The 24,373-nt window shown below is 61.5% G+C and carries 26 protein-coding genes; 13 read left to right on the plus strand and 13 right to left on the minus strand.

Annotation, left to right across the window (positions count from 1 at the left end; translation table 11 throughout):
• Positions 1-5: 5 nt before the first annotated feature.
• Positions 6-719 carry a protein TolQ gene (gene tolQ / locus ATN84_RS17655; protein WP_068883065.1) on the minus strand — a complete coding sequence of 238 codons (714 nt, stop codon included), beginning with the start codon at positions 717-719 and terminating at the stop codon, positions 6-8.
• A 245-nt stretch (positions 720-964) separates the two neighbouring features.
• On the minus strand, positions 965-1,417 hold the full coding sequence (ybgC, locus tag ATN84_RS17660) for a tol-pal system-associated acyl-CoA thioesterase (RefSeq protein WP_068883067.1): 453 nt from the start codon (positions 1,415-1,417) through the stop codon (positions 965-967).
• A 95-nt stretch (positions 1,418-1,512) separates the two neighbouring features.
• Between ybgC and ATN84_RS17665 the strand changes: the two genes are divergently transcribed.
• A complete protein-coding gene (locus ATN84_RS17665) occupies positions 1,513-2,769 on the plus strand; it encodes a glycoside hydrolase family 5 protein (protein WP_068883069.1) in 1,257 nt (418 codons plus the stop codon).
• 9 nt (positions 2,770-2,778) lie between these two features.
• Here ATN84_RS17665 and ruvB read toward each other — a convergent pair whose 3' ends face one another.
• The 6 genes from ruvB to ATN84_RS17695 all read right to left on the minus strand — a co-directional run bounded on the left by ruvB (position 2,779) and on the right by ATN84_RS17695 (position 8,297).
• Entirely contained in the window at positions 2,779-3,819 is a 1,041-nt protein-coding gene (ruvB, locus tag ATN84_RS17670) for a Holliday junction branch migration DNA helicase RuvB (protein WP_068883071.1), read from the minus strand.
• A gap of 129 nt (positions 3,820-3,948) precedes the next feature.
• Positions 3,949-4,566, minus strand: a complete 618-nt coding sequence (gene ruvA, locus ATN84_RS17675) for a Holliday junction branch migration protein RuvA (RefSeq protein ID WP_068883073.1) — start codon at positions 4,564-4,566, stop codon at positions 3,949-3,951.
• On the minus strand, positions 4,563-5,078 hold the full coding sequence (gene ruvC, locus ATN84_RS17680; RefSeq protein ID WP_068883075.1) for a crossover junction endodeoxyribonuclease RuvC: 516 nt from the start codon (positions 5,076-5,078) through the stop codon (positions 4,563-4,565). Before ruvC ends, ruvA begins: the two co-directional genes overlap by 4 nt.
• A gap of 120 nt (positions 5,079-5,198) precedes the next feature.
• Positions 5,199-5,723: a protease adaptor protein RcdA gene (rcdA, locus tag ATN84_RS17685; protein WP_068883077.1), complete on the minus strand. Its 525-nt coding sequence runs from the start codon at positions 5,721-5,723 to the stop codon at positions 5,199-5,201.
• A 438-nt stretch (positions 5,724-6,161) separates the two neighbouring features.
• Entirely contained in the window at positions 6,162-7,364 is a 1,203-nt protein-coding gene (locus tag ATN84_RS17690) for an OpgC family protein (RefSeq protein ID WP_068883557.1), read from the minus strand.
• A 165-nt stretch (positions 7,365-7,529) separates the two neighbouring features.
• Positions 7,530-8,297, minus strand: a complete 768-nt coding sequence (locus ATN84_RS17695; RefSeq protein ID WP_068883559.1) for a sulfite exporter TauE/SafE family protein — start codon at positions 8,295-8,297, stop codon at positions 7,530-7,532.
• Between the two features lie 167 nt (positions 8,298-8,464).
• On the opposite strand from ATN84_RS17695, the gene ATN84_RS17700 reads away from it, so the two are divergent.
• From ATN84_RS17700 to ATN84_RS17730, 7 genes are all read left to right on the plus strand, one after another.
• Positions 8,465-9,121 carry a thiamine phosphate synthase gene (locus ATN84_RS17700; protein ID WP_068883079.1) on the plus strand — a complete coding sequence of 219 codons (657 nt, stop codon included), beginning with the start codon at positions 8,465-8,467 and terminating at the stop codon, positions 9,119-9,121.
• A 107-nt stretch (positions 9,122-9,228) separates the two neighbouring features.
• Positions 9,229-10,188 (plus strand): tetratricopeptide repeat protein, encoded by a 960-nt coding sequence (locus ATN84_RS17705; RefSeq protein ID WP_068883081.1) that lies wholly within the window; start codon positions 9,229-9,231, stop codon positions 10,186-10,188.
• 146 nt (positions 10,189-10,334) lie between these two features.
• Positions 10,335-10,898 carry an elongation factor P gene (efp, locus tag ATN84_RS17710; protein WP_068883083.1) on the plus strand — a complete coding sequence of 188 codons (564 nt, stop codon included), beginning with the start codon at positions 10,335-10,337 and terminating at the stop codon, positions 10,896-10,898.
• A 177-nt stretch (positions 10,899-11,075) separates the two neighbouring features.
• Positions 11,076-11,876, plus strand: a complete 801-nt coding sequence (locus tag ATN84_RS17715; protein WP_068883085.1) for an inositol monophosphatase family protein — start codon at positions 11,076-11,078, stop codon at positions 11,874-11,876.
• Between the two features lie 188 nt (positions 11,877-12,064).
• Entirely contained in the window at positions 12,065-13,096 is a 1,032-nt protein-coding gene (locus tag ATN84_RS17720; RefSeq protein ID WP_068883087.1) for a MotA/TolQ/ExbB proton channel family protein, read from the plus strand.
• A gap of 3 nt (positions 13,097-13,099) precedes the next feature.
• The gene (locus tag ATN84_RS17725) at positions 13,100-14,131 is read left to right on the plus strand and encodes a peptidoglycan -binding protein (protein WP_068883089.1); all 1,032 of its coding nucleotides are present in this window, start codon (positions 13,100-13,102) and stop codon (positions 14,129-14,131) included.
• 115 nt (positions 14,132-14,246) lie between these two features.
• Positions 14,247-15,905, plus strand: a complete 1,659-nt coding sequence (locus ATN84_RS17730; protein WP_068883092.1) for an FAD-binding dehydrogenase — start codon at positions 14,247-14,249, stop codon at positions 15,903-15,905.
• A gap of 18 nt (positions 15,906-15,923) precedes the next feature.
• Here the strand turns inward: ATN84_RS17730 and ATN84_RS17735 are convergent, their stop codons facing one another.
• Positions 15,924-17,753 carry an ABC transporter transmembrane domain-containing protein gene (locus ATN84_RS17735; RefSeq protein ID WP_068883094.1) on the minus strand — a complete coding sequence of 610 codons (1,830 nt, stop codon included), beginning with the start codon at positions 17,751-17,753 and terminating at the stop codon, positions 15,924-15,926.
• A 175-nt stretch (positions 17,754-17,928) separates the two neighbouring features.
• Between ATN84_RS17735 and rpmE the strand changes: the two genes are divergently transcribed.
• A complete protein-coding gene (gene rpmE, locus ATN84_RS17740) occupies positions 17,929-18,150 on the plus strand; it encodes a 50S ribosomal protein L31 (protein ID WP_068883096.1) in 222 nt (73 codons plus the stop codon).
• Between the two features lie 125 nt (positions 18,151-18,275).
• Here the strand turns inward: rpmE and ATN84_RS17745 are convergent, their stop codons facing one another.
• Positions 18,276-19,025: a YebC/PmpR family DNA-binding transcriptional regulator gene (locus ATN84_RS17745; RefSeq protein ID WP_068883561.1), complete on the minus strand. Its 750-nt coding sequence runs from the start codon at positions 19,023-19,025 to the stop codon at positions 18,276-18,278.
• A gap of 270 nt (positions 19,026-19,295) precedes the next feature.
• Between ATN84_RS17745 and ATN84_RS17750 the strand changes: the two genes are divergently transcribed.
• The 4 genes from ATN84_RS17750 to ATN84_RS17765 all read left to right on the plus strand — a co-directional run bounded on the left by ATN84_RS17750 (position 19,296) and on the right by ATN84_RS17765 (position 22,067).
• Positions 19,296-20,177: an MBL fold metallo-hydrolase gene (locus tag ATN84_RS17750; RefSeq protein ID WP_068883099.1), complete on the plus strand. Its 882-nt coding sequence runs from the start codon at positions 19,296-19,298 to the stop codon at positions 20,175-20,177.
• Positions 20,178-20,246: 69 nt separating this feature from the next.
• Positions 20,247-20,915: a GntR family transcriptional regulator gene (locus ATN84_RS17755; RefSeq protein ID WP_068883102.1), complete on the plus strand. Its 669-nt coding sequence runs from the start codon at positions 20,247-20,249 to the stop codon at positions 20,913-20,915.
• Positions 20,916-21,059: 144 nt separating this feature from the next.
• Positions 21,060-21,632 carry a biotin transporter BioY gene (locus ATN84_RS17760; protein ID WP_153020297.1) on the plus strand — a complete coding sequence of 191 codons (573 nt, stop codon included), beginning with the start codon at positions 21,060-21,062 and terminating at the stop codon, positions 21,630-21,632.
• 9 nt (positions 21,633-21,641) lie between these two features.
• Positions 21,642-22,067, plus strand: a complete 426-nt coding sequence (locus ATN84_RS17765) for a DUF1284 domain-containing protein (RefSeq protein WP_068883107.1) — start codon at positions 21,642-21,644, stop codon at positions 22,065-22,067.
• 3 nt (positions 22,068-22,070) lie between these two features.
• On the opposite strand, the gene ATN84_RS17770 is transcribed toward ATN84_RS17765, so the two are convergent.
• From ATN84_RS17770 to ATN84_RS17780, 3 genes are all read right to left on the minus strand, one after another.
• The gene (locus ATN84_RS17770; protein ID WP_068883108.1) at positions 22,071-22,817 is read right to left on the minus strand and encodes a TerC family protein; all 747 of its coding nucleotides are present in this window, start codon (positions 22,815-22,817) and stop codon (positions 22,071-22,073) included.
• A gap of 82 nt (positions 22,818-22,899) precedes the next feature.
• Complete coding sequence (locus ATN84_RS17775) at positions 22,900-23,724, minus strand: TIGR00282 family metallophosphoesterase (RefSeq protein WP_068883110.1); 825 nt, start codon at positions 23,722-23,724, stop codon at positions 22,900-22,902.
• 12 nt (positions 23,725-23,736) lie between these two features.
• Positions 23,737-24,330 (minus strand): 5-formyltetrahydrofolate cyclo-ligase, encoded by a 594-nt coding sequence (locus ATN84_RS17780; protein ID WP_425287417.1) that lies wholly within the window; start codon positions 24,328-24,330, stop codon positions 23,737-23,739.
• Positions 24,331-24,373: the final 43 nt, after the last annotated feature.

Consider the following 24,373-nt stretch of genomic DNA (forward strand, 5'->3'; position numbering starts at 1 on the left):
CTGTTTTACTGATTGCGCGGTGCGAGCTTCTCATCGATTTGCCGCGAGAGTATGGCGGAAAACTCGTCGGCGAAGCCCTCCATGCGCGCGCTGATCTTGCCGGCGTCGCTCGAAAGCTTGTTATAGGCGATAACAGCCGGAATAGCGGCCAGAAGGCCGATGGCCGTCGCCAGCAGGGCCTCGGCGATACCGGGCGCCACCACCGCAAGATTGGTCGATTTCGAGGCGGCGATCGCCTGGAACGAGGTCATGATGCCGACGACCGTGCCGAAAAGCCCGATGAACGGCGCCGCCGAGCCGATCGTCGCGAGGAACCCCAGCCGCGCTTCGAGCTTGTCGTTCTCGCGCGCGAGCGCCACATCCATCGCCTTGTCGATGCGCATCTGCAGGGCGATCGGCGAGCGGGCGCCTTTCTCGAACGACTTCTTCCACTCGCGCATCGCCGCCATGAAAATGGCGCTCATGCCCGTCGCGCGGCGTTCGCTGAGATTGCGGTAGAGCTCCTCGAGCGACTGTCCCGACCAGAACACCTGCTCGAAGCGATCAAGCGCGCGCCGCGTCCTGCCGAAGCCGAGCGTCTTGTCGACAATGATCGCCCACGTCCAGATCGACGCGCCGAGAAGGCCGAGCATGACGAGCTTGACCACCCAGTTCGCCTGTATGAACAGACCCCAGAGCGTGACGTCAGCGCTGGGTGCCGCAAGCGCAATGTTTTCCATAAGTCCACCATCCTCGAATCCAAACGCCCGGCTCGTGACCGGGCGGCAAGGGTCGCATTTGTTGTCGCAATCGCCGCTTTATAGGGTTAATCAGCCCCTAATGCGGCTTCTTGCGGCTAAATTTGGTGAAAGGAAGGCGCTTTAGTAAAACGCTCGCTTCCTGTCGTTCCCTACTTCGCCATTAATGGATTGTTATGGTTAAGGATGAGTTAGGATTCCGGGCAATTCTGACAGGACGAAAACATTTATAACGTCTTGAGCTGAAAAACGTCTTTCCATTCCTTGGGGAAACGGCGTGGCCGCCCCGCACTGTTTATCAGCGCCGCCTCGACCCGCGCCTCAATCAACAGCGCACCCTCCCGGGAGATCGTCTGCCGCATATGGATGCGGGCACCCGAAGCATCCTCCACCTTGGTTTCGATCACCAGCACATCGTCGATGTGCGCAGGCGCCCGAAAATCGATCTCCATGCGCCGGACGATCCAGACGAGCTGCTCGCCATGCAGCCCGTCCGCCAGTTCCGAATGGTAAATGCCGATCAGACGGAGAAAATCGGTACGTCCGCGTTCGAGAAATTCGAGATAACGGCCGTGATAGACCACGCCGGAAAAATCCGTATCCGCATAATAAACCCGCGCCAGCAACCGGTGCCCGCCATCCACCAGAGCGCCCGAAAGCGTCTTTTCATCTTCCGTCATTGGATTATTATCCGCGAGCCTGCTTTGTTCCGTCATCCCGCCTTCCTCTCACTGGGAGCATTTTCTTGCAACCTTTTACTGGCGACAGGGAAGCGATGGCATTCTTGCCGATCACGTTCAAGAAGCTGCTGATTTGGATATTGGGTTCAGCGATCGCCGCCGGATTCTGCATTCCGGCTGCCGCGGCGACCTTCAAGATGCAACGCGGCGTCAATCTCGACATGTGGACCACCTGGCCAAACGAGAGCCGCTGGAATGACGAAGGCGTGCTCCTGCCCTATCCGGAGTGGCGCAAAACCCTCGGGGAACATAATTTCCTCGCGCTGAAACAGGCAGGTTTCGATTTCGTCCGCATCCCTGTCGACCCCTCACCCTTCCTTTCCAACCGGACAGCGGCATTTCGCGATGAGCTCTACCGAAGCGTCCGGCAGTCCGTACATCTGGTCAATCAGGCGGGGCTGAAGGCCGTCGTCGATCTCCACCTCATCCCCGCCGGAGATAATCGCGGCATCGGAATGACCGAGGTTATGAACGACCCCGCCCTCTTCGAGCGTTATCTCGAAGTCGTCCGCACCATGGCGCATACGCTTTCGCAAGAACCGCCGGAGCAGGTGGCGCTGGAATTGATGAACGAGCCGGTAGTCGATTGCGATCCTGCACCGTTCTACCAATGGCCAGCGAAGCTCCGACAGCTCTTCGCGGCCGCCCGTGCCTCGGCCACGCGGCTGACCTTGGTGCTTTCAGGAGGCTGCTGGGCGAAGGCCGATTTTCTGGCGCGCCTCGATCCGCGCGACATTCCCGACGACAACATCATCTGGACCTTCCATTCCTATGAGCCCTTCCTTCTGACGCACCAGGGCGCCCTATGGGCCGGAGACTTCATCCGCTATGTCACCGGTATCCCCTATCCGCCATACAGCGTTCCGAAGCCACAACAGCAGAATATCCTCGATAATATCCGCCAGCGCATAGAAGGTGAGGCGCCGCAGATGCGCAGGGCCGGCATGCTCGCCTATCTCGATGAGCAATATGCGGAGATCGACACGCCGGAGAAGCTGTCGGCAGTCCTGGAAGCCCCGTTCAGGACCGTCAAGGCCTGGGCGGAGAAATACGGCATCGGCCCGGAAGATATCTTCCTCGGCGAGTTCGGCATGATCCGTCAGGAATACGGCCAATCCCACAGCATGCCGGCCCCATGGCGCGCCGCCTATCTGCGCGATGTCACCGCATTGGCGGAGCGCTACGGCTATGCCTGGGCGGTCTGGTCATGGGGCGGAGCCTTCGGCATTACCACCGATGACGAGAGCGGCACATTGGATCCCGTCATCTTGAAGGGGCTCGGCCTGAAATAGCTTTTCGGCCTAATCGTCATTGTCGAACAGCCCAATCTGCGTCTGGGCGAGATCGGACGGAGCGGTCAAGCCCAGATGCTTCCACGCATTGACGGTCAGGAGCCGCCCGCGCGGCGTGCGCTGAATGAAGCCCTGCTGGATCAGATAAGGCTCGATGATATCCTCGATCGCGTCGCGCGGCTCCGAAAGCCCGGCGGCGATCGTCTCGATGCCGACCGGCCCGCCGCCGAAATTCCGGGCGATCATGTTGAGATAGCGCCGATCGAGCTGGTCGAGGCCGAGGCTGTCCACCTCGAGCCGCTGCAGCGCCTCGTCGGCCACTTTGCGGTTGACCGTATCTGCACCCGCCACCAGCGCGAAATCGCGCACCCTTCTCAGCAGCCGCCCCGCGATGCGCGGCGTGCCGCGGGCGCGGCGGGCGATCTCCAGCGCCCCGTCATCGGCGATGCCCAATTGCATGATGCGCGCACCGCGCCGCACGATGTGCTCCAGTTCCTCCACCGTATAGAAATTGAGCCGCACGGGGATGCCGAAGCGGTCGCGCAGCGGCGTGGTCAGAAGGCCTAGGCGGGTGGTCGCGGCGACCAGCGTGAACCGGGCGAGGTCGATCTTCACCGAACGTGCCGCCGGTCCCTCGCCGATGATGAGGTCGAGCTGGAAATCCTCCATTGCTGGATAGAGGATTTCCTCCACCGCCGGGTTCAACCGGTGGATTTCGTCGATGAACAGCACGTCGCGATCTTCGAGATTGGTCAAAAGGGCGGCGAGATCGCCCGCCTTGGCGATCACCGGGCCGGAGGTCGAGCGGAAATTGACGCCGAGCTCCTTCGCCATGATCTGCGCCAGCGTCGTCTTGCCGAGCCCCGGCGGCCCGACGAAGAGCACATGGTCGAGCGCCTCGCCGCGCGTTCTTGCCGCCTCGATGAACACTTTCAGATTGGCGCGCGCTGCCGCCTGCCCGACAAAATCGTCAAGCGTCTGCGGCCGCAGCGTATTGTCGACATCCTCGCCGCGCTTGTCGGCGGAAATCAGGCGGTTGGCGTCGTTCATGCCGCTTTTCTCATAAATATCATACTCTTCATCCGCCTTCGCATTGCGGAGGGGAGTAAGTGAGTAGGGGAATAAGGGAGCATGTCTATCACAAACATACTCCCCTACTCCCTTATTCCCCTACTCCCCTCACCGCGCCAGTTCCTTCAAGCCCACGCGAATAAGCTTCGCCGAATCGGCGTCTTCTCCCGCCTGCTTCAGCGCTGCCGCCACAGCATTGGCCGCCTGATCGCGCGAATAACCGAGATTGCTGAGCGCCGAAACCGCATCGGCGACTGGCGCGGAAGCGACGCCTTCGCCCAACTCCTGCTTCAGCCCGATGGTTCCAGAGGCCTCCCCGGCGAAGGCCGGAGCCTTGTTCTTCAATTCGGTGACGATGCGCTCCGCCACCTTCTTGCCAACGCCCGGCGCGCGGCTGACCATGGCGATGTCGCGCAGCGCGATCGCGTTGGCGAGATCGGAAGGCGTCAGCGTACCGAGCACGGCAAGCGCCACCTTGGCGCCGACACCCTGCACGTTCTGCAGGAGGCGGAACCATTCGCGCTCCAGCTGTGAGGCGAAGCCATAAAGCCGGATCATATCCTCGCGCACATAGGTCTCGATGAAGAGGATAGTCGCCTCGCCCGGTCCCGGCAGATTGCCCAGCGTCCGCGTCGAGCAAAAGGCGACATAGCCGACCCCGTGCACATCGATGATGACATGATCCTCGTCGATCTCCTCGACAGTCCCCTTGAGCTTGCCGATCATGCGATTGCCGCGAGCCTCCCGCTTCCAAGATAGCTTTGCCTGTTATGTGCATGGCAGATGGCGATGGCCAGCGCGTCGGCGGCATCGCTGGTATCGAAGGCCGCCTTCGGCATCAGCACCTTGACCATCATGTGGATCTGCTGCTTCTCGCCATGCCCGACGCCGATCACCGCCTTCTTGACCGCGTTGGGCGCATATTCGGCAACGCGCAGGCCCGCCTGGGCGGGCACCAGCATGGCGATGCCGCGCGCCTGGCCCAGCTTCAGCGTCGCGGATGCATCCTTGTTGACGAATGTATGCTCGACCGCGGCCTCATGCGGCATCTGCTGATGCAGGACCGCCGAGAGCCCTTCGTGCAATTGGCAGAGCCGGGATGCCAGGTCCATCTTGTCGTCGGACTTGACCGTGCCGGCGGCAATGAAGCGCAGCGAATTACCGAGTGTTTCCACCACGCCCCAGCCCGTGCGCCTGAGCCCCGGGTCTATGCCGATGATCCGAATCGCTTCCTTCATGTGCAGACCTTATCTTTTGACAGGCGCACTTGACAGCAGAAATGTGAACAAAAGAGAAACAAAGAAGGCTGCGCTTCATTCGCTCCACAGCGGAACGAATAGCGAATTCCTGCTCCGAATTTACCGCCCGCCGAAGGCCGTCTGCAGCAGCACCAGCTGATCCGACACCGGATTGCTGTTCGCCGCCGCATGCGAGAGGCTGTGCTCGCCATAGATTTCGTCATCCATGCGCCGCACGCGATCCTGCAGCCGCAGCGATCGCTCGATGATATTGACGAAATCCGCAGGCATTTCCGCCCAGCCCGGCAAGGCCTCGGCGGCCGAAGAGGTGTCGAGGCGGACCTTGGCTTTTTCCAGCGCCACCTGTTCGCGGGTCAATTCCCCGTTGCGCGCGGCACGTTGCAGGAGAAGCCATGAGGCTATCTGCATGAGGCGCGTGGTCAAGCGCATCGATTCGGCGGCATAGAAGGTCGCCGCAGAGCGCGACAGGGCTTTCGCCTCGCCGCGGCCGGCACCATCGAGATAGGCTGCCGCCTCCTCGACCAGGCTCATCCCCTCCTTATAGAGAGGCTTGAACGAATCGGAGAAGACGACGCGCTCGGCCAGCCGAATGGTATTGTCGTTCCGGCACTCATGTTCGATCATGATACTCTTCGCAACCCCGCATCGCCGCTATTCATGGCAGATGATCATTCAACTTAATCGACAAAGCCTGTTCGTCGTTGCTCCGGTTCGATCACGAACCAAAAGCGGGCGAAACAGGCTGGGTCATGAATTCCACCGTAAACTGACTCGCAATACACTGTCGCGCAAGATTATGTTTAAGAAAGGGTTAATGCAATCCGCCTCCTCCCAAAAAATTGTGAACAAAAAAAGAGCCGCAAAGGCGGCTCTCAGGAGTTTAACAGGGAGGCGTCAAACAGAGTGGCAAAACCACTCGGTAAGTATCCAGATAAACCGGATATCAAGCATTTAACACGCTTAGGATTAATGAAGAGTTAACTCGGTTAAGGATTTCCGAACCATCGACAACGAAATGGCGCCGCGATCACATCGCGGCGCCATCCCCATGTCATTGCAGAATCAGACCGGTTGGAGAACCGGTTTTCCCGCGGGAAAATCATTGCCGGGCAAGGGATCCGGACCTGCAGAGGGCGAAGCCGCCGCAGCCGGCTTCGGTGCACCCTTGCCGCTCCAGCCGATGCGCGGCAGCCATTCCAGATAATAGGCCAGCGCGAACTGCACCACGATGCCGGTGGCGATCAGCAGCGTATCGTAGGGAAGACCGCCGGGATTGACGAGCTTCATCACCTGAGCCGCCATGGCAAGGATCGTCCCCGCGACGAAGATCGGCAGCGAATGCTTGCCGAGGATCGCCAGCGGATGATCGGACGCCGTGCGCGCCAGGTTTGAAAGCGCCGGGATTGCCACGATGAGATAGCTCGCCGCCAGAACGTGCAGGAGCCGCGGCGCCGACAGGAATGTCTTGTCGAAACCTGTCAGGACGGCGGGCAGCCCCATCGAAACATCGATACCCCACAACGGCACCCGCACCCATGCAAAGGCTAGCAGCAGATAGGCAGTTGATACCCCGAGCAGCCACGGATTGGCCGATATCCGGCCGCCGCGGCGCACATGCAGGACCCCGGTGATGCCGATGACGAACAGGAACTGCCACGACAGCGGATTGAGGAACCAGACGCCATCGTTCGGATAATTAGGAGGTCCGAGACGATAGATGCCGGCAAGAAGCCAGAGGAGGCCCGAGACACCGACCATCAGCCGCAGGCTTATGCGTGCCAGCAGGAGAAATGCCGGCGCCAGCAGGAGAAGCACCGCATACATTGACAATATGTTGTTGTAGCCGAGCTGGTGGCCGAGCGTCGCCATGCCGAAGAGCGACTCCACCGGATGTTTGATCACCGGCCCGATATTGATCTGGGACAGGAATTCCGGACGTTTGAAGAAGATCGCCGCGCCGCAGAAAATGGCCAGCGTCGCCATAGTCGTCATGATATGGGTGATGTAGAGCACGCCAGCGCGCCGCCACATCTTCAGCCCGATCAGAAGACGGCTGCCCGGCTGGAACTTTGCCCCGTAGGCAAGCCCCACCGCAATTCCGGATATGAGCACGAAGGCCTCTGCAGCATCCGAGAAGCCCAGATTTCTGTGGGTCAGATGCTCGTAAATCGTACCGGGCACATGATTGACGAAGATCGTCAACAGAGCCAGCGCCCTGAACACGTCGATCCGAGTATCCCGTTTGTTTGGAACCTGCATGGTCATCCCTGTAAACGACCGGGAAAGGCCCCGGCTTTGATTTGCCAACTCTTGGTTGAACCTATAGCCGGCCAGATAGAACATATATTGGCATTCGCGAAGCCGGCGAAGTTCATATTCCCGTTAAAAGAGCCCGAATTCAGTATCGGGATGATCAACTTTCGTTCCAGTTCAAAACATACCGGCAACGCCGTCGTAGATAAGCTTCGATCCGGTCAGAAAGACCATGGCATACATGAAGGGGTAAAAGACTTCCGGCTTCATCCGGCGGACGATCCATGCTCCCGCAAAGGGCGCGGCGAACGCAAGCGGCGCGAGAACGCCGGAGGCAGACAGATTGGTTGCATCGAACTGGCCGAGTGCGAAATAGGGGATGACCTTCACAGCGTTCACGATGGCGAAGAAGATGACGCTGGTGCCATTGTAGATCTTCGGGTCCTGCCTGAGCGGCAGCGCATAGATCTGATAGGGTGGCCCGCCGGCATGGGCGACGAAACTGGTGAACCCGGCGACCGTCGACCAGCCCGTCGCGGCGATGACATTATGCGGCTTCGACCTGGCCCGCCCTGCCGCGCCGGCAAAGACATAGCGCAGCACGAACAGCACCGCGACCGCGCCGACGATCAGCCGAACCATGTCGTCGGTCACCACCGCCGCCATCAGCCAGCCCAGGCCAATTCCGATCATGCCGCCCGGCAGCATGTATTTGAGCGTCTTGACATCGCGATAACCGCGCCAGCTCCACAGGCTCGCCACATCCATCACCAGGAGAATCGGCAGCATGATCGCAGCCGCCTGCACCGGCGCCATCACCAGCGTCATCAGCGGCACGCCGAGCTGTCCCATGGCGCCGCCGAGCCCTCCCTTGGAGAGGCCGACAAGGACAACCGCCGGAACGGCAGTCGCATAGAACCAGGGATTGGCAAGGAGGTCGTGCATGGAAGAAACTCTGAGGAACGCGTTCTCATAGCCGCCTGCCGCACCGATGGCGAGACATGTTTTCGTGAAGCCCACTGTTCATCCCCTTCCACGAAGGGGACTGTTCAACCGGCATGTCATGCTCTATGCCCGAATTCGATCACTTTCTTCCGTTTTAGGCTTCATCCATGACCACGCCGAACCAAGCCGACCGCTGCCGTATCGTTCTCGTCGCTCCGCCGCTCGGGGATGGCGCGGCACTTGCCGGCCTTCTGCGCAAGACGCTCTCGGGCGGCGATGCGGCAAGCGTCATTCTTGATTCCACCGGCCTGGACGAGGCGACGTTCCAGACTGTGGCGGAACAGGCAGTTCCCGTCATACAGGAAGCGGGCGCGGCGGCGCTGATCCTCAACGACACACGTATTGCCGGTCGCGTCGGCGCCGATGGCGTGCACCTCGAAGGTAGGGTTGCCGACCTTGCCGAAACCATCGAACGCCACTCTCCAAGGCTGATCGTCGGCATGGGCAATCTGCGCGACCGTCATGGCGCCCTGGAAATCGGCGAATTGCAGCCCGACTACGTCCTGTTCGGCAAGATCGGCGCCGACAAGAAGCCCGAGCCGCATTCGCGCAATATCGGCCTTGCCGAATGGTGGGCGGGCATGGTCGAGATACCCTGCATCGTGCAGGCAGGAAATGCCCTGGCAAGCATTGAGCAGGCGGCCGCGACCGGCGCGGAATTCGTGGCTCTCGGTGCCGCTGTCTTCGACAGCGCCGATCCGGCGGAAGCCATGCGCGAGGCAAACCGGCTGCTTGACGAAACCGCCCCGCGCTTCGAGAATTGAATATGATGCGGAATCCCACACGCCCCTTCACCCTCGTGGTGCGATCCCGAGCTTGCGAGGGTGAGCCTCGAAGGACGAGGGCGCTTGGCGCGACTCTTGCCTTTACGATGCTCGCCGCCCTGCCCGGCGCATTTGCGCAAGCCGCGGCCCCCACGGAGAAGGACGACAAGCCGGTCATGCTGAAGCAACCGGCTTCGACCGAATCCCTGCCGCCCATCGACCCGAACCGTTTCGGCGAAAAGCCGGCGGACGAGGCTTTCGGCGCATTCCAGCGCGGGCTCTATCTTACGGCGCTGAACCTTGCGCTGCCCCGCGCTGAAAAGGGTGATCCCGCCGCGCAGACGCTCGCCGCCGAGATCTATTCGCGCGGACTTGGCGTGCCCATAAACCAGGCCGAAGCGGCACGCTGGTATGAAAAAGCCGCCGAGCAGGGTGTGACCGAGGCGCAGTTCCGCTATGGAGCCATGCTGCTCCAGGGCAGATATATCCCTCGTGACAAGGCCAAGGCCGAGAAGCTGATGAAGGCGGCGGCCGATGCCGGAAACCGCATGGCACAGTTCAACTACGGCCAGCTGATGATGGTCAATCATCCCGGCGAGACGGGTCTCGACGAGGCGTTTCCCTGGTTCATGAAAGCAGCGGAGGCGAAGCTTGCCGATGGAGAATATGCCGTCAGCCAGATTTATGCCAACGGCACGCTGAAAATCCCGCGCGACGACGAAAAGGCGAGAGAATATCTCGAACGGGCGGCAAGGCAGGGCTACGACACGGCGCAGCTCGACCTGGCCAGCTGGTATATAGAGGGACGCGGCGGCCCGCGCGATTACACGGCCGGCTTCCGCTGGATGCACCGCACCGCCATGGGCGGCAATGTGGCGGCCCAGGCCCGCCTCGCGCGGCTCTATCGCGACGGCATCGGCACCGACGGCGATTCTATCGAGGCCGCCGCATGGTATATCGTCGCGCGCCGCGCCGGGCTCGCCGCCCATGATCTCGATAGCTTCATGGACGGCCTGGCCGAGGATCAGATCAAGCAGGCGATGGCGCGCGCCAACAGGCTGCGCTGAACGCCAAACCTCTATTGCCTCGGCGGAATTTGCGCCTAAGTCTTGCGTAAATCCTTAATATATGGTCTTGGAAGCCCGATTGCTGCGGCTTATGCCCATCCTCGGCATTACCGCGCCCTTCTTTCAAGAACGATCCGGATAACCCAATGAAGATCAACGGTAATGAAATCCGCCCCGGCAATGTCATCGAGCATAATGGCGGCCTCTGGGCGGCAGTTAAGACCAACGCGGTGAAGCCCGGCAAGGGCGGCGCCTATAATCAGGTCGAACTGAAGAACCTCATCGACGGCACCAAGCTCAACGAACGCTTCCGCGCCGCCGAGACTGTCGAGAAGGTCCGTCTCGAGCAGAAGGACTTCACATTCCTCTATGAGCAGGGCGATGCGCTGGTCTTCATGGATTCCGAAACCTATGAGCAGCTCGAGCTCCAGAAGGATTTCGTCGGCGATCGCGGCGCCTTCCTGCAGGACGGTATGACCGTCACCGTGGAACTCTACGAGGAAAAACCGATCGGCATCTCGCTGCCGGATCAGGTGACGCTCACGATCACCGAAGCCGATCCGGTCGTGAAGGGCCAGACGGCGGCCTCTTCCTACAAGCCGGCGATCCTCGAAAACGGTATCCGTATCCTGGTTCCGCCCTTCATCGCGTCGGGCGAGCGCGTGATCGTCGATACCAACGAGCTGACCTATATCCGCCGCGCGGATTAACATTCCCGTCGTCATCCTCGGGCTTGTCCCGAGGATCTACGATCAGAAGAGCACAATCCTCAACATATCCTCTTGGCAATTTTGATAAAGTCCGTCGCCTAGATGGAAACCTTAATGTTTCTCTTATGGTAGATCCTCGGGACAAGCCCGAGGATGACGGATCAAAGGAACTAACAAATGGCGCGTTCGGCGATACTCAATGTCATGGTCCAGGCCGCGATGAAGGCCGGACGTTCCCTGGCGCGCGATTTCGGCGAAGTGCAGAACCTTCAGGTCTCCCTGAAAGGCCCGGGCGACTACGTCAGTCAGGCGGACAAGCGCGCCGAGGACATCGTCCATACGGAACTCAGCCGGGCAAGACCTGACTACAGCTTCCTCATGGAGGAGACCGGCGCCATTGAAGGCAGCGACAGCCAGCATCGCTGGCTGGTCGACCCGCTTGACGGCACGACCAACTTCCTGCACGGCATTCCCATATTCGCCGTTTCCATTGCACTGGAGCGCCAGGGGCAGATCGTCGCCGGTGTCATCTACAATCCTGCCATGGACGAGCTCTACACGGCTGAACGCGGAGGCGGCGCCTTCCTGAACGATCGTCGGCTGCGCGTCGCAGCGCGTGCCAAGCTGCAGGATGCAGTCATCGGCACCGGCGTGCCGCATCTGGGCCGCGGTCACCATGGCAATTACCTGCTCGAGCTGCGCAACGTCATGGGCGAGACGGCGGGCATCCGTCGCCTTGGCGCGGTTGCGCTTGATCTGGCTTATGTCGCCGCCGGGCGCCTTGACGGTTTTTGGGAAGATGCGCTTTTCCCATGGGATATCGGCGCCGGCATTCTTCTCATTCGCGAGGCGGGCGGCTTTCTCTCCGACAAGAATGGCGGCCAGGACATGTTCGAGACGAAATCCGTCGTCGCCGGAAACGAGGCCATCCATTCCGCGCTGCTGAAAGTGCTGAAGAAGCCCATCAAACCCGCCTGATGCGCCGCGCGACGGCCGTTCCCACGCGCCGATCCCGATAAATCCCGCAAGACCATGAAGATAGTGGGACGACAAGCGGAAAAGCTTCTGTTTCGTCCTTTCAATTTCGCCGCAATTTCGGTTAGGCTCCGCATCCTGTAGCGTTGCTTATGCAGGCAGGGCGTGGATTTGGCCGGGAGTGGGAATATATGGCGAGATCGAAAGCATCGAGGGCAGATCTGGATATCGGGGAGGATTTCGATCCCTATAGGCTGTCGAGCCCCCGTATTGTCGTTCTGTCGATGGTGATCTTCCTGATCATCGTGGCCTTTCTCGCCGCCATTCTGTTTCGCCAGATACAGAGCTTCTTCATGACCAATCCCGGACTGAACGGGCTCATCCTCGGCGTCCTGCTGGTCGGCATCCTGCTGGCCTTTGGCCAGGTTTTGCGTCTTTTTCCGGAAATCCGCTGGGTCAATTCGTTTCGCGGCGGCTTCGAGGAAAAGAGCGGCCGGGAACCGGTCCTGCTGGCGCCCATGCGGGCGCTGATCGGCCGCCGTCAATCGATGGCACTCTCCACGACTTCCATGCGGTCGATCCTCGATTCCATCGCCACCCGTCTCGATGAGAGCCGTGATATTTCGCGATACCTGATCGGGCTTCTGGTCTTTCTCGGCCTGCTCGGCACCTTCTGGGGCCTGCTCGAGACCATCGGCTCGATCGGCCAGACGATCCAGTCTCTTGATCCGAGTGCGAGTGACGCCAATGGCGTGCTGGATGCGCTGAAGGCGGGGCTGCAATCGCCGCTGCATGGCATGGGCACGGCGTTTTCCTCCTCGCTCTTCGGCCTCTCAGGCTCGCTCGTTCTCGGTTTTCTCGACCTGCAGGCCGGCCGCGCTCAGAACCGCTTCTATACGGAACTGGAGAACTGGCTCTCCTCCGTCACCGATCTGGGCTCCGATCTCATCGCCCAGGAAGGAGCACCCGGTTCGACGGAAGAGCTGCGGATTCTGGCCGAACGCCTGCAGTCCATGCACGAAGCCGGCGCGCCCAGCCAGCGCACCACCGCGGCGCTCGCCAATCTCGCCGAAGGCATTCAGGGCCTGGTCAAGAACATGCGCAGCGAGCAGCAATTGATGCGCGATTGGGTGGAAAAGCAGGCGGACGAACAAAAGGCGATCCGCACGACGCTCGACAAGCTCGGCACCGCCATCGCCAAGCAGCAGCGTGAGGTGAAATAAGCCATGGCGCTCGCCCGCAGCCGTCGCCAGAACCGGACCATCGACTATTGGCCGGGCTTCGTCGATGCCCTGTCGACGCTGCTGCTCGCCATCATGTTCCTGCTTTCCGTTTTCGTGCTGGCACAATTCCTTCTGAGCCAGGAAGTGACCAGCAAGGATACGGTGCTGAACCGGCTCAACAGCCAGATCAACGAATTGACCCAGCTCCTGTCGCTTGAGCGCAGCAACAAGCAGGACCTGCAGGACAATATCGCCAATCTGCAGGCGTCGCTTGCGCAGGCCGAGAGCGAGCGCTCTCGCCTGCAGAGCCTTTTGAGCGAGGGAGCCGGTGCCGGTGCCGCAGCGGAGAGCCGCATAGGCGAACTCTCAAGCAATCTCGAAAGCGAGAAGCAGGTCAGCGCCCGGGCGCTGTCGCAGGTCGAGCTGCTCAACCAGCAGATCGGCGCACTGCGCCGCCAGATCGGTGCCCTCGAAGCTGCACTCAACGCCTCCGAAGCGCGCGACCGGGAATCAAACGCCAAAATCGCCGACCTCGGCAAGCGGCTGAATGTGGCGCTCGCCCAGCGCGTTCAGGAACTCAATCGCTATCGCTCCGATTTCTTCGGCCGCTTGCGCGAGATCCTGTCCGACCGTGAGAATATCCGCATCGTCGGCGACCGCTTCGTTTTCCAGTCGGAAGTGCTCTTCCCCACCGGATCAGCCGATATCAACCCCGCCGGCCAGGACGAGATGAAGAAGCTCGCCGGCGCGATCATCGAGCTGAACAAGGAAATCCCTGACGATATCAACTGGGTCCTGCGCGTCGATGGGCATACGGATAACGTACCGCTCGCCGGCACAGGGCGCTTTCGCGACAATTGGGAGCTGTCGTCGGCACGGGCCACCGCAGTGGTGAAATTCCTCATCGCCAACGGCGTTCCGGCCAATCGTCTGGTGGCGGCCGGCTTCGGCGAATATCAGCCGCTCGATCCCGCCGACACGCCCGAAGCAAGGAGCCGCAACCGCCGCATCGAGCTGAAACTAACGGAGCGGTAGCCCCTCCGTCATCCTCGGGTTTAACCCGAGGACTTCGGATGACAACAGGAGAGGGGCTGCCGGCACAGAGGGGGATGGGAGTATCCCTTTTGTTGTGAAAAACAAGGAGGGGGAAATGGCAACCGATGCTGATGTCATCATCGTCGGCGCGGGTCTGGCCGGGCTTGTCGCCGCGGCCGAGTTGGCGGCTACAGGCAAACGCGTCATCTTTGTCGAACAGGAAGGCGAAAACGGCATAGGCGGACAAGCCTTCTGGTCGCTGGGCGGGCTTTTCATGATCGATACGCCGGAACAGCGGCGTCTCGGCATCAAGGACAGTTTCGAGCTCGCCCGGCAGGACTGGCTGGGTTCCGCCGGTTTCGACCGTCCCGAGGATCACTGGCCGAAACAATGGGCCGAGGCCTATCTGCAGTTTGCCGCCGGCGAAAAGCGCGCCTGGCTTCATTCCCTTGGGCTACGCTGGTTTCCAGTGGTCGGCTGGGCCGAGCGCGGCGGCGGCCTTGCCACGGGACACGGCAATTCCGTGCCGCGCTTCCACATCACATGGGGCACCGGACCCGGCGTGCTCGAGCCGTTCGAGCGTCGCGTGCGCGATGCGGCAGCCAAAGGCCGCATCACCATCAAATGCCGCCATCGCGTCAGCACCATCGTCAAGACAAACGGTATTGTCACCGGCGTCGCCGGCGAAATCCTCGAGCCCACCTCGGCTGGTCCAGGAGAAAAATCGAGCCGGGAAGTCGTCGGATCGTTTGAACTGTCAGCTGGCGCAATCATCGTCACATCTGGCGGCATTGGCGGCAATTTCGACCTGGTGCGCAAGAACTGGCCGCGTGACCGGCTGGGCGAGCCGCCGGCCCATATGGTCGCCGGCGTTCCCGATCATGTCGACGGCCGGATGATCGGCATTGCAGTGGAAGCCGGCGGCGCCACGATCAACACCGATCGCATGTGGCATTATACGGAGGGTCTGAAGAACTGGGACCCTATCTGGACCAATCATGGCATCCGCATTCTGCCCGGCCCCTCCTCCCTCTGGTTCGATGCGACAGGCAATCGCCTCCCCGCCCCTTGCCTGCCGGGCTTCGATACGCTCGCCACGCTCAAGCACATCCTTTCGACCGGCTATGATTATTCCTGGTTCGTGCTGACCCAGAAGATCATTGAAAAGGAATTCGCCCTCTCCGGCTCTGAACAGAACCCGGACCTGACCGGCAGGGATTGGAAGCTGCTCCTCAAGAGCCGGCTCGGCAAGGGCGCGCCGCCACCGGTCGAGGCATTCAAGCAGCATGGCGAGGATTTCATCGTGCGAGACAATCTCCCTGACTTGGTCGAGAGAATGAACGCACTGACCGGTGAGAAGCGGATCGATCTCGACCATCTGCGCACACAAATCGAAGCGCGCGACCGCGAGATCACCAACAAATTTTCCAAGGATGCGCAGGTGATAGCCCTGCGCGGCACGCGCAATTATATCGGCGACAGGCTGGTGCGCACGGCAAAGCCGCATCGCATCCTCGACCCGGCCGCAGGGCCGTTGATCGCCGTTCGCCTGCATATACTGACGCGCAAGACGCTTGGTGGCCTCCACACCAATCTGCAGTCACAGGTGCTGGATGCTTCGGGTGAGCCGGTCACCGGTCTCTATGCGGCCGGCGAAGCCGCGGGCTTTGGAGGCGGTGGCTACCACGGCTATAACGCGCTGGAAGGCACGTTCCTCGGCGGCTGCCTCTTTTCCGGCCGATCCGCTGGCCGGGCTGCAGCTAAGAACTCTTGATGAGTAGAAACGATCGGTCTACTCCGCCGCACCGCGAAACGCGTCCGCTCCCGCCTCGAACTGCAGCTTGGCGAGGCGGGCATAGATCCCGCCTTGTCTGACGAGGCTTTTATGCGTTCCCTCCTCGACAATCCGCCCCTCATCCAGAACGAGGATGCGGTCGGCCTTGAGCACAGTCGCCAGCCGGTGCGCGACAACAAGCGTCGTGCGCCCTTCCATCAGATGTTCGAGCGCCTTCTGAACCAGCATCTCGCTTTCCGCGTCGAGCGCCGAAGTCGCCTCGTCGAGCAGCAGGATCGGCGCATTGCGCAAGATCGCGCGGGCAATGGCGATGCGCTGGCGCTGGCCGCCCGAAAGCGTCACCCCGCGCTCGCCCACCTCGGTATCATAGCCGTTTTCGAGCGCCAGGATGAAATCATGGGCGAGTGCGGCCTTCGCCGCGGCCTCGATCTCCGCATCGCTCGCGCCCGGCCTGCCGAAGCCGATATTGTCGCGCACGGAGGCGGCGAAGATCGCCACATCCTGCGGCACGACCGCGATGCGGCCGCGCACATCCAGCGGATCGGCCTGACGCAGATCGACGCCATCAATGGTGACGCTGCCTGATTGCGGATCGTAATAGCGCAGGATCAGGGAGAAGACCGTGCTCTTGCCAGCGCCCGACGGGCCAACGATGGCGATGGTCTCGCCAGGCTTCGCCGCAAAGCTGATATCGTTCAGCGACGGCGCGTCGGGCCGCGCCGGATAGCTGAAACGCACATGGTCGAAGGCAAGCGCCCCGCGCGCCGGCGCAGGCATGGCGATCGCGTGGGCTGGCGCGGCGATCGCCGGCTCCTCAGCCAGAAGTTCGGTCAGCCGCTCGGCAGCACCGGCCGCCTGCGCCAGTTCGCCCCATACCTCCGACAGCGCGCCGAGCGCACCCGCGGCGAATACCGCATAGAGCAGGAACTGGCCGAGCGTTCCCGGCGATATCGTTCCGTTCAGGACGTCGCGCGAGCCGAACCACAGCACCGCCACCACGCTGGAAAACACCATGAAGATGGCGAAGGCCGTGAGGAACGAACGCGCCAGGATCGAGGCCCGGGCAGCATGGAAAGCATGTTCGACCGCGGCGGAAAAGTGCTTCGTCACCAGCGTCTCGTTGGTGAAGGCCTGCAGGGTCCGAACCGCCGATATCTGCTCGCCTGCATAGGCCGTGGCATTGGCCAGCATGTCCTGCGCGGTGCGCGAGCGCCGGCGCACAGACCGTCCGAATGCGATCAGCGGCAGGACGACCAGCGGAATGGCCGCGATGACCAGCGCCGATAGTTTCGGGCTGGTGACGATCATCATCGCTATCGCGCCCAGGCCAAGGATGAGATTGCGCAGCGCCGTCGACGCGGTCGCCCCCACGGCCGATTTGATCTGCGTGGTGTCGGCGGCGAGCCTGGAGACGATCTCGCCCGACTGCGTCCTGTCGAAGAAGATCGGCGACAAGGTCGTCACATGGGAGAACACGTCGCGGCGCAGATCCGCCACGACCCGCTCGCCAAGCGTGATGACGAAATAGTATCGCGCGGCGGAGGCGAAGGCGAGAACGGCGGCGAGCACCACCAGCATGCCGAAATAATTGTTGATGAAATGGCTGTTGGCCGCGGTGAAGCCATGATCCACCATGCGTCGCACGGCAATGGGTAGCGTCAGCGTGGTGGCGGCGGCAAGGACCAGCGCCACGATGGCGCCGACGACAAGGCCCTTGTACCGGCCGAGATAAGGCGCCAGCCGCCGCAGCGGCATTACCGAGCGGCGATTGCGGTCCGCGGCCTTGCCATCGTTCAGGTCGATATCGCGTGAAACTGTCTCGGCCATCGTTTCCTGGGATTACCCTTGTTATTGCCGTCCGGCTGATGTATAGGCTCGCCAACACTTTTGGAAGCCGTAGCCGCAAGGTCTGCGGCTTCAAGTTTGCCATTGGGCGGAAGTGCCGCAGTTTCGATGCGCATCGGGACGTGGTTCTCGCCAGAATTCTTCAGGATTGTGACCGATGAAAGCCAATATCCATCCCGATTACCACACCATCAAGGTCGTGATGACCGATGGCACCGAATATATGACCCGCTCGACCTGGGGTAAGGACGGCGACACGATGAACCTCGACATCGATCCGACCACCCATCCGGCCTGGACCGGCGGCTCACAGACCCTCGTTGACCGTGGCGGTCGCGTTTCCAAGTTCAAGAACCGCTTTGGCAATCTCGGCATCTAAGCCCGTTCGGATAAGATATCAAAAACCCCGCTTCGGCGGGGTTTTTTTGTTGCAATTGCACGAAAGAAAAACCCCGGAAACTGTCGGTTTCCGGGGGTTCTCATACGAAAAATGATCGAAATGGCTTATGCCGCGCTGAGCTTCGCCAGCACTTCGTCGCTCACTTCAAAATTCGCATAGACATTCTGCACGTCGTCATCGTCTTCGAGCGTGGCGATGAGTTTCAGCACAGACTGCGCCTTATCCTCGTCGACCGGCGCGCCGGTCTGCGGCTTCCAGACGGTCTTGATGGATTCTGCTTCACCGAGCAATGCTTCGAGTGCCTTGGAAACCTCGCCGATATTCTCGAAGGCGCAGACGATTACATGGCCGCCCTCATCCGACTGCACGTCGTCGGCGCCCGCTTCGATCGCCGCTTCCATCAGCTTGTCCGCATCGCCGGCGCTCGCCGGATAAACGATCTCGCCAACACGATCGAACATGAACGAAACGGAACCGGTTTCGCCCAGCGCCCCACCCGCCTTGGTGAAGGCGGCGCGGACATTCGAGGCGGTGCGGTTGCGGTTGTCGGTCAGCGCCTCGACGATGACGGCGACACCGCCGGGCCCATAACCCTCGTAACGCACTTCATCATAGTTCTCGGCATCGCCCCCGGCGGCCTTCTTGATGGCACGCTCGATATTGTCTTTCGGCATCGATTGCGCCTTGGCGTTCTGGATCGCCAGGCGCAGGCGCGGGTTCATCGCCGGATCGGGCAAGCCCTGCTTGGCGGCAACCGTGATTTCGCGGCCGAGCTTGGAAAAGATTTTCGACCGCACGGCATCTTGCCTGCCCTTGCGGTGCATGATGTTCTTGAATTGTGAATGGCCAGCCATGGCACCCCTGTCACGTTCGATTGCGGCAGCACGGATAACGCCGGAGGCGCGCCCTCCCGCGCCATTGTGCAATCCGTGTGGAATGCCGGCCTTATAGGGAAAATGGGCGCCCGCGTCCAGAGAAAGCGATCCGCGACGCCGCGAGCGCCGGAAAATGGGGCAGGACAATCAAGTGTGACTTGCACAGGAACTTGTCCTGATCCTACGCTGCCACCGTCGCAGAATGCCGCCGCATCCATATCGGCTTCCCCGTTTGATGGAGTGACCGCAATGCTGAATGTCCTGAAAGCTGTGCTCGGGCGAGTCCGGGAAAAGTGGCGACCGGCTCTCCTGGCCACGGCGATCGCCGCGAGTTCGCCAGGTGCTCAGGCCCAGTCGCTGGGGAACGAGGGCGATCCGGTGCCGAGCCAGTGCCTTGCCATGGCGCAGTCGCTGCCCGGCGCCATCTATGCCCGCTTTGATCCCCCGGCCTATGCGGCAAAGCCCTTGAAAGCGGCGGCGAAACCCGGCGTGGTGCGCATTACCTATGTCACGCACTCGACCTACCTCATCGAGACGCCGGAGGGCATAAGGATCGCCACGGATTATGCGGGCTGGGCCGGCGAAGGCCCCACGCCTGATGTCGTGACCATGAACAAGGCGCATTCCTCGCACAATACAAGTTTCCCTGATCCGAATATCAGATACGTGTTGCGCGGCTGGGACCCGGAGGGCGGACCGGCCAGGCACACACTGACCGTCGGCGATGTCTATATCCGCAACGTCACCACTGATATCCGCTCCGGCGCCGGCATGGAGAAGGACGGCAATTCCATCTTCATCTTCGAAACGGCCAATCTCTGCATCGGCCATCTCGGCCATCTGCATCATCCACTGACGCCGCAGCACTTCGCCGCGATCGGACGTCTGGATATCGTCATGGTGCCGGTCGATGGAGGCCTGACGATGAGCCAGGAGCGTATGAGCGAGGTAATGAAGCGGCTGCAGGCTTCCATCGTTCTCCCCATGCACCGCTTCGCAATGCCGATGGACCGCTTCATCGCGCTGATGGGCGAAAATTTCACCGCCGATTACCGCGACAGCGACACGATGGAAGTCTCACTTTCCACCCTGCCGCGCCGGCCGACAGTCGTGGTGCTGCAGGGCACGTGAGCGAAACTTCCCTGTGTCCAAGCCTTTCATCGCCTCGACAGGGAAAAGGCCGTGAATTATCTATAATTCATGGTCAAGAAAAAAGAAGACACGATTGCAATCAGGATCAGCCGCGCCCTGGCGGAGCGCATCATCGCCGGAGAGATCGACCCCGGCGCCAAGCTGCGGCAGGATCATATAGCTGAAGAATTCGGCACCAGCCATGTGCCGGTACGCGAGGCTTTCCGCCGTCTCGAGGCCCAGGGGCTCGCCGTCAGCGAACCGCGCCGGGGCGTACGCGTCGCCTCGTTCGACCTCGGTGAGATAAGGGAAGTCGCCGAAATGCGTGCAGCCCTTGAGGTGCTGGCGCTGCGCCATGCCGCGCCGCATCTGACCAAGGCCATTCTCGACGAGGCGGAAGAAGCGACCAGGGCGGCCGACAAATCCCGCGATGTCCGCTCCTGGGAAGAAGCCAACCGCCGCTTCCACCGCCTGATCATCACCCCATGCGCCATGCCGCGGCTGCTTGCCACCATCGATGATCTTCACGCCGCCAGCGCCCGTTTCCTGTTCAGCACCTGGCGAACGGAATGGGAGGCAACGACCGATCACGACCACCGCGCCATCTTGGCGGCGCTGCGCCAGGGCGATATCGACAACGCCGCCTCCATCCTTGCCCGCCATGTGCAACGTATCAGCCGCAAGCCGGTCAAGACCGCTTCAGGCGCGGTGCGAGAGAGCTTCGCCATCGTCGGCTGACACTCTCTTTTCAGTCCATCCGAACCAATGAAAGCGCCGGCAAAAAATCGGCGCTTGTTTTTTGCCGCGGAATATGGACTCATAAATAGATCGAATCTAAATTTTATCTATAATTTATAAACCAAGGAGAACCCCATGAGTGACATGACGTCCCCGACACTCCACCCCTCGTTCAGTCCGCTACGGCTCGACAGCCGCTCGACGGCCACGAAGATCGCCGCCGTACTGGTCGGTACGCTGATTCTGGCCATCGCTTCCCAGATCGAGGTGCCGATGGTGCCGGTGCCGATCACGCTGCACACCCTCGTCATTCCCCTGATCGGCGCGCTCTATGGCTGGCGTCTCGGCGCGCTGACTGTTCTCGCCTGGCTGGTTGAAGCAGCAATGGGCCTGCCGGTCCTGGCGGGCGGCGCAGGCGGCCTGCACCATTTCGCCGGCCCCACCGCGGGCTATCTCGTTTCCTTCCCCATCATCGCCGCCCTGAGCGGCTGGCTGGCCGAGCGAGGCTGGAACGGGCGCAACCTGCTCCTTGCCTTCACCTCTTTTCTCCTCGCCAATGCCATCTGCCTGGCTTTGGGCGCCATATGGCTTTCCCCGCTGATCGGCATCGAAAAGGCTGTTGCCTTCGGCGTCACGCCTTTCCTTATCGGCGCGCTCATCAAATCGGCGCTGGGCGCGGCCATCCTCAAGGCCTCGCTCCGTGAGAAAAGCGCATAAGCATCGTCCATGACAATCCGCCTGCGCGCGCATCATCTTCTCTGCATGCTAACCTATGTCGGCAAGGGCTACAGCCCCGCTTTCATCGCCAATTACGATGCGATAGCGGGGCGGCTTGCCGCGGGAGAGGATATTCTATTGGTGGCGGGGCCGGATGACATCTGCGCCCCGCTCACCGGCACTACAGAGTGTCATTGCTTTTATGAAAGCGTCACTGAGCGCGACGCCAAAGCCATGGAAGCTGTCTCGGGCCTTCTCGGCCGTCCCTTGAGCTCCGGCAGCCGGATAGCCCTCGACAGGCAGATGCTTGAGCTCATGCGCGCCGCCTTCGCCTCGGGGCAAGCCCGGCAGGCATGCCAGGCTTGCGAATGGTTCGAGCTTTGTTCAAACGTGGCGGCAATCGGCTATGCCGGGGCGCGGATTGCTATCCGGTAGCCGCTATTTCGCCGCTTTCCTCTTGCGCCGCGCCAGCATGTTCAGCGCCTCGACCAGCGCGGAGAAGCCCATCGCCGCGTAGATATAACCCTTCGGCACATGGAAGCCGAAGCCGTCGGCAATCAGCGTCATGCCGATCATCAGGAGGAAGCCGAGCGCCAGCATGACGATGGTCGGGTTGGCGGCGATGAACCGCGACAGCGGATCGGCGGCCAGCAGCATCACGGCGACGGCGGAGATCACCGCGATCACCATGATGGCGATCTCGTCGGTCATGCCGACCGCCGTAATGATCGAATCAATGGAGAAGACCAGATCGAGCAGCAGTATCTGGCTGATCGCCGCCCCCATCGTCAGTTGCACCGCGCCACCGACCATGGTGTCCTTGTGATCTTCCGGATCGACGGAGTGATGGATTTCCTTCGTCGCCTTCCAGACCAGGAACAGCCCGCCGGCGATCAGGATGAGGTCGCGCCAGGAGAAGCCGTGGCCGAACAGCTCGAAAATGGGTGTGGTGAGCTGGACGATGATCGATATGGTGAAGAGCAGCGCCAGCCGCAAGACGAGAGCGGCGCCGATGCCGAGCCGCCGCGCCCGGGCCTGCTGTTCCGGCGGCAGTTTGTTGGTAAGGATCGAAATGAAGATCAGGTTGTCGATGCCAAGCACGACTTCCATGACGACCAGCGTGGCGAGCGCCGCCCAGCCCGCCGGATTGGAAAGAAATGCCAGATGCTCAGCAATGATATCCATGTCCGATGTCCCCTCAAATGATTGCGCAGCAGATCGGTAGGTAGGAAGCATGCCGCCCGGCGTCAATCGGCTGGCGCAAAGATCAGGACCAGAAGTCGGGAACGCTCTCCTGCAGCCTGGGACCTATACGCAGCGGCGCAATCTTTTCGGCAAGCCCGGTCCGGTCGGATATCTCCACGCAAACGCCGGAGAGCGTCGCCGGGCCGCCCGCCGCCTCGAAACGTCCTTTCGGCACCTTCGACAGGAAACGGTTGAGCGGCTCTTCCTTATCCATCCCCAGCGAGGAATCGTAATCGCCGCACATGCCGGCATCGGACATATAGCCCGTCCCGCCGTTGAGGATCTGCCAATCGGCGGTCGGCACATGGGTATGGGTGCCCACGACGAGGCTCGCCCGGCCATCGACGAAATGGCCGAAACTTTGCTTCTCGCTGGTGGCCTCAGCATGAAAATCGAAGATCACCGCATCAGCCTGCTCGCCCAGCGGGCAGGCGGCGAGGATTTCCTCCGCCACCTGGAACGGGTCGTCGAGATCGGGATGCATGAACACCCGCCCCATGATGTTGGAGACGAGCACGCGCGCGCCATTGCGGGCGAGGTAGACGCCGACGCCCTTGCCGGCCGTCCCTTTGGGGAAATTGGCTGGCCGCAGGAACCGCTCCTGCCGGCCGGCGAACTCGAGCGCCTCGCGCTGATCCCAGACATGGTTGCCGGTCGTCACGACATCCGCGCCGGCCTCGACCGTCTGGTTGAAAATCTCCTCGGTGATGCCGAAACCGCCCGCCGCGTTCTCGCCATTCACCACGATAAAGTCCAGCTTCAGGTCGGCAATCAGCCCCGGCAGCTTTTCATAGACCGCCGTGCGCCCCGACCGACCCACCATATCGCCCAGAAACAGAAATCTCATCGCCTGCCTTTATCAGGCCGAGATAACACGGCGCAAGCCGCTCTCGGTGAGGATCTGCGCAAGCCTGACGTCGTGCGGTTCGTCTGGTACTTCCGCCACTTCCTGGCAATCGAAGGCCAATCCGATCAGCAGCGGGTGCAGCCCCTTCTCGGCAAGCCGCGCCAGCGCGCGGTCATAATGGCCGGCGCCATAGCCGATGCGCCTGCCATGGGCGTCAAATGCGGCGAGCGGCACCAGCATCAACTCAGGGTCCACCATCGGCGCGTCCGGCCCCGGGCCTACCGTGCCGAAACCGGTATCGATCAGCGGTGCATCGCCCAGCAATTCACGAAAACCGATCGTCTCGCGATCGAGCACGACGGGAAGGCAGAGCCTTGCGCCGCGTTCACGCAGCGCGAAGAGCAGCGGACGCGGATCGATCTCGGAGCGGATCGGCCAGAAGCCGGAGACAATGGCGCCAGGTTCAAAGACAACGGATCCGCCATGCCGCGCTGCCGCCGATGACGCTTCGGCGCGGTAGCCGGGATCAAGCGCGTCACGCCGGGCGAGCGCCTGCTGCCGCAGCATTCTCTTCTGTTCCTTACGGTTGGGGATTGTCTGTTCCACCGACTGCTCCATGGCTTACCGCCGGAGACAACCGCGACTTGAC

Source organism: Paramesorhizobium deserti (assembly GCF_001558695.1).
Taxonomy (GTDB): domain Bacteria; phylum Pseudomonadota; class Alphaproteobacteria; order Rhizobiales; family Rhizobiaceae; genus Paramesorhizobium; species Paramesorhizobium deserti.

Bases quoted from the DNA above. Each gene is read 5' to 3' on its own strand.
- ruvA (WP_068883073.1), bottom strand. From the start codon at position 4,566: ATGATCGGCAAGCTCAAGGGGACTGTCGAGGAGATCGACGAGGATCAT.
- ybgC (WP_068883067.1), bottom strand. From the start codon at position 1,417: ATGACGGAAGATGAAAAGACGCTTTCGGGCGCTCTGGTGGATGGCGGG.
- efp (WP_068883083.1), top strand. From the start codon at position 10,335: ATGAAGATCAACGGTAATGAAATCCGCCCCGGCAATGTCATCGAGCAT.
- ATN84_RS17775 (WP_068883110.1), bottom strand. From the start codon at position 23,724: ATGAGATTTCTGTTTCTGGGCGATATGGTGGGTCGGTCGGGGCGCACG.
- ATN84_RS17765 (WP_068883107.1), top strand. From the start codon at position 21,642: ATGACAATCCGCCTGCGCGCGCATCATCTTCTCTGCATGCTAACCTAT.
- ATN84_RS17750 (WP_068883099.1), top strand. From the start codon at position 19,296: ATGCTGAATGTCCTGAAAGCTGTGCTCGGGCGAGTCCGGGAAAAGTGG.
- ruvB (WP_068883071.1), bottom strand. From the start codon at position 3,819: ATGAACGACGCCAACCGCCTGATTTCCGCCGACAAGCGCGGCGAGGAT.
- ATN84_RS17760 (WP_153020297.1), top strand. From the start codon at position 21,060: ATGACGTCCCCGACACTCCACCCCTCGTTCAGTCCGCTACGGCTCGAC.
- ATN84_RS17720 (WP_068883087.1), top strand. From the start codon at position 12,065: ATGGCGAGATCGAAAGCATCGAGGGCAGATCTGGATATCGGGGAGGAT.
- ATN84_RS17735 (WP_068883094.1), bottom strand. From the start codon at position 17,753: ATGGCCGAGACAGTTTCACGCGATATCGACCTGAACGATGGCAAGGCC.
- ATN84_RS17725 (WP_068883089.1), top strand. From the start codon at position 13,100: ATGGCGCTCGCCCGCAGCCGTCGCCAGAACCGGACCATCGACTATTGG.
- ATN84_RS17665 (WP_068883069.1), top strand. From the start codon at position 1,513: ATGGCATTCTTGCCGATCACGTTCAAGAAGCTGCTGATTTGGATATTG.
- ATN84_RS17715 (WP_068883085.1), top strand. From the start codon at position 11,076: ATGGCGCGTTCGGCGATACTCAATGTCATGGTCCAGGCCGCGATGAAG.
- ATN84_RS17700 (WP_068883079.1), top strand. From the start codon at position 8,465: ATGACCACGCCGAACCAAGCCGACCGCTGCCGTATCGTTCTCGTCGCT.
- ATN84_RS17690 (WP_068883557.1), bottom strand. From the start codon at position 7,364: ATGACCATGCAGGTTCCAAACAAACGGGATACTCGGATCGACGTGTTC.
- rpmE (WP_068883096.1), top strand. From the start codon at position 17,929: ATGAAAGCCAATATCCATCCCGATTACCACACCATCAAGGTCGTGATG.
- ATN84_RS17755 (WP_068883102.1), top strand. From the start codon at position 20,247: ATGGTCAAGAAAAAAGAAGACACGATTGCAATCAGGATCAGCCGCGCC.
- ATN84_RS17730 (WP_068883092.1), top strand. From the start codon at position 14,247: ATGGCAACCGATGCTGATGTCATCATCGTCGGCGCGGGTCTGGCCGGG.
- ATN84_RS17695 (WP_068883559.1), bottom strand. From the start codon at position 8,297: ATGCACGACCTCCTTGCCAATCCCTGGTTCTATGCGACTGCCGTTCCG.
- ATN84_RS17705 (WP_068883081.1), top strand. From the start codon at position 9,229: ATGCTCGCCGCCCTGCCCGGCGCATTTGCGCAAGCCGCGGCCCCCACG.
- ATN84_RS17745 (WP_068883561.1), bottom strand. From the start codon at position 19,025: ATGGCTGGCCATTCACAATTCAAGAACATCATGCACCGCAAGGGCAGG.
- rcdA (WP_068883077.1), bottom strand. From the start codon at position 5,723: ATGATCGAACATGAGTGCCGGAACGACAATACCATTCGGCTGGCCGAG.
- tolQ (WP_068883065.1), bottom strand. From the start codon at position 719: ATGGAAAACATTGCGCTTGCGGCACCCAGCGCTGACGTCACGCTCTGG.
- ATN84_RS17770 (WP_068883108.1), bottom strand. From the start codon at position 22,817: ATGGATATCATTGCTGAGCATCTGGCATTTCTTTCCAATCCGGCGGGC.
- ruvC (WP_068883075.1), bottom strand. From the start codon at position 5,078: ATGAAGGAAGCGATTCGGATCATCGGCATAGACCCGGGGCTCAGGCGC.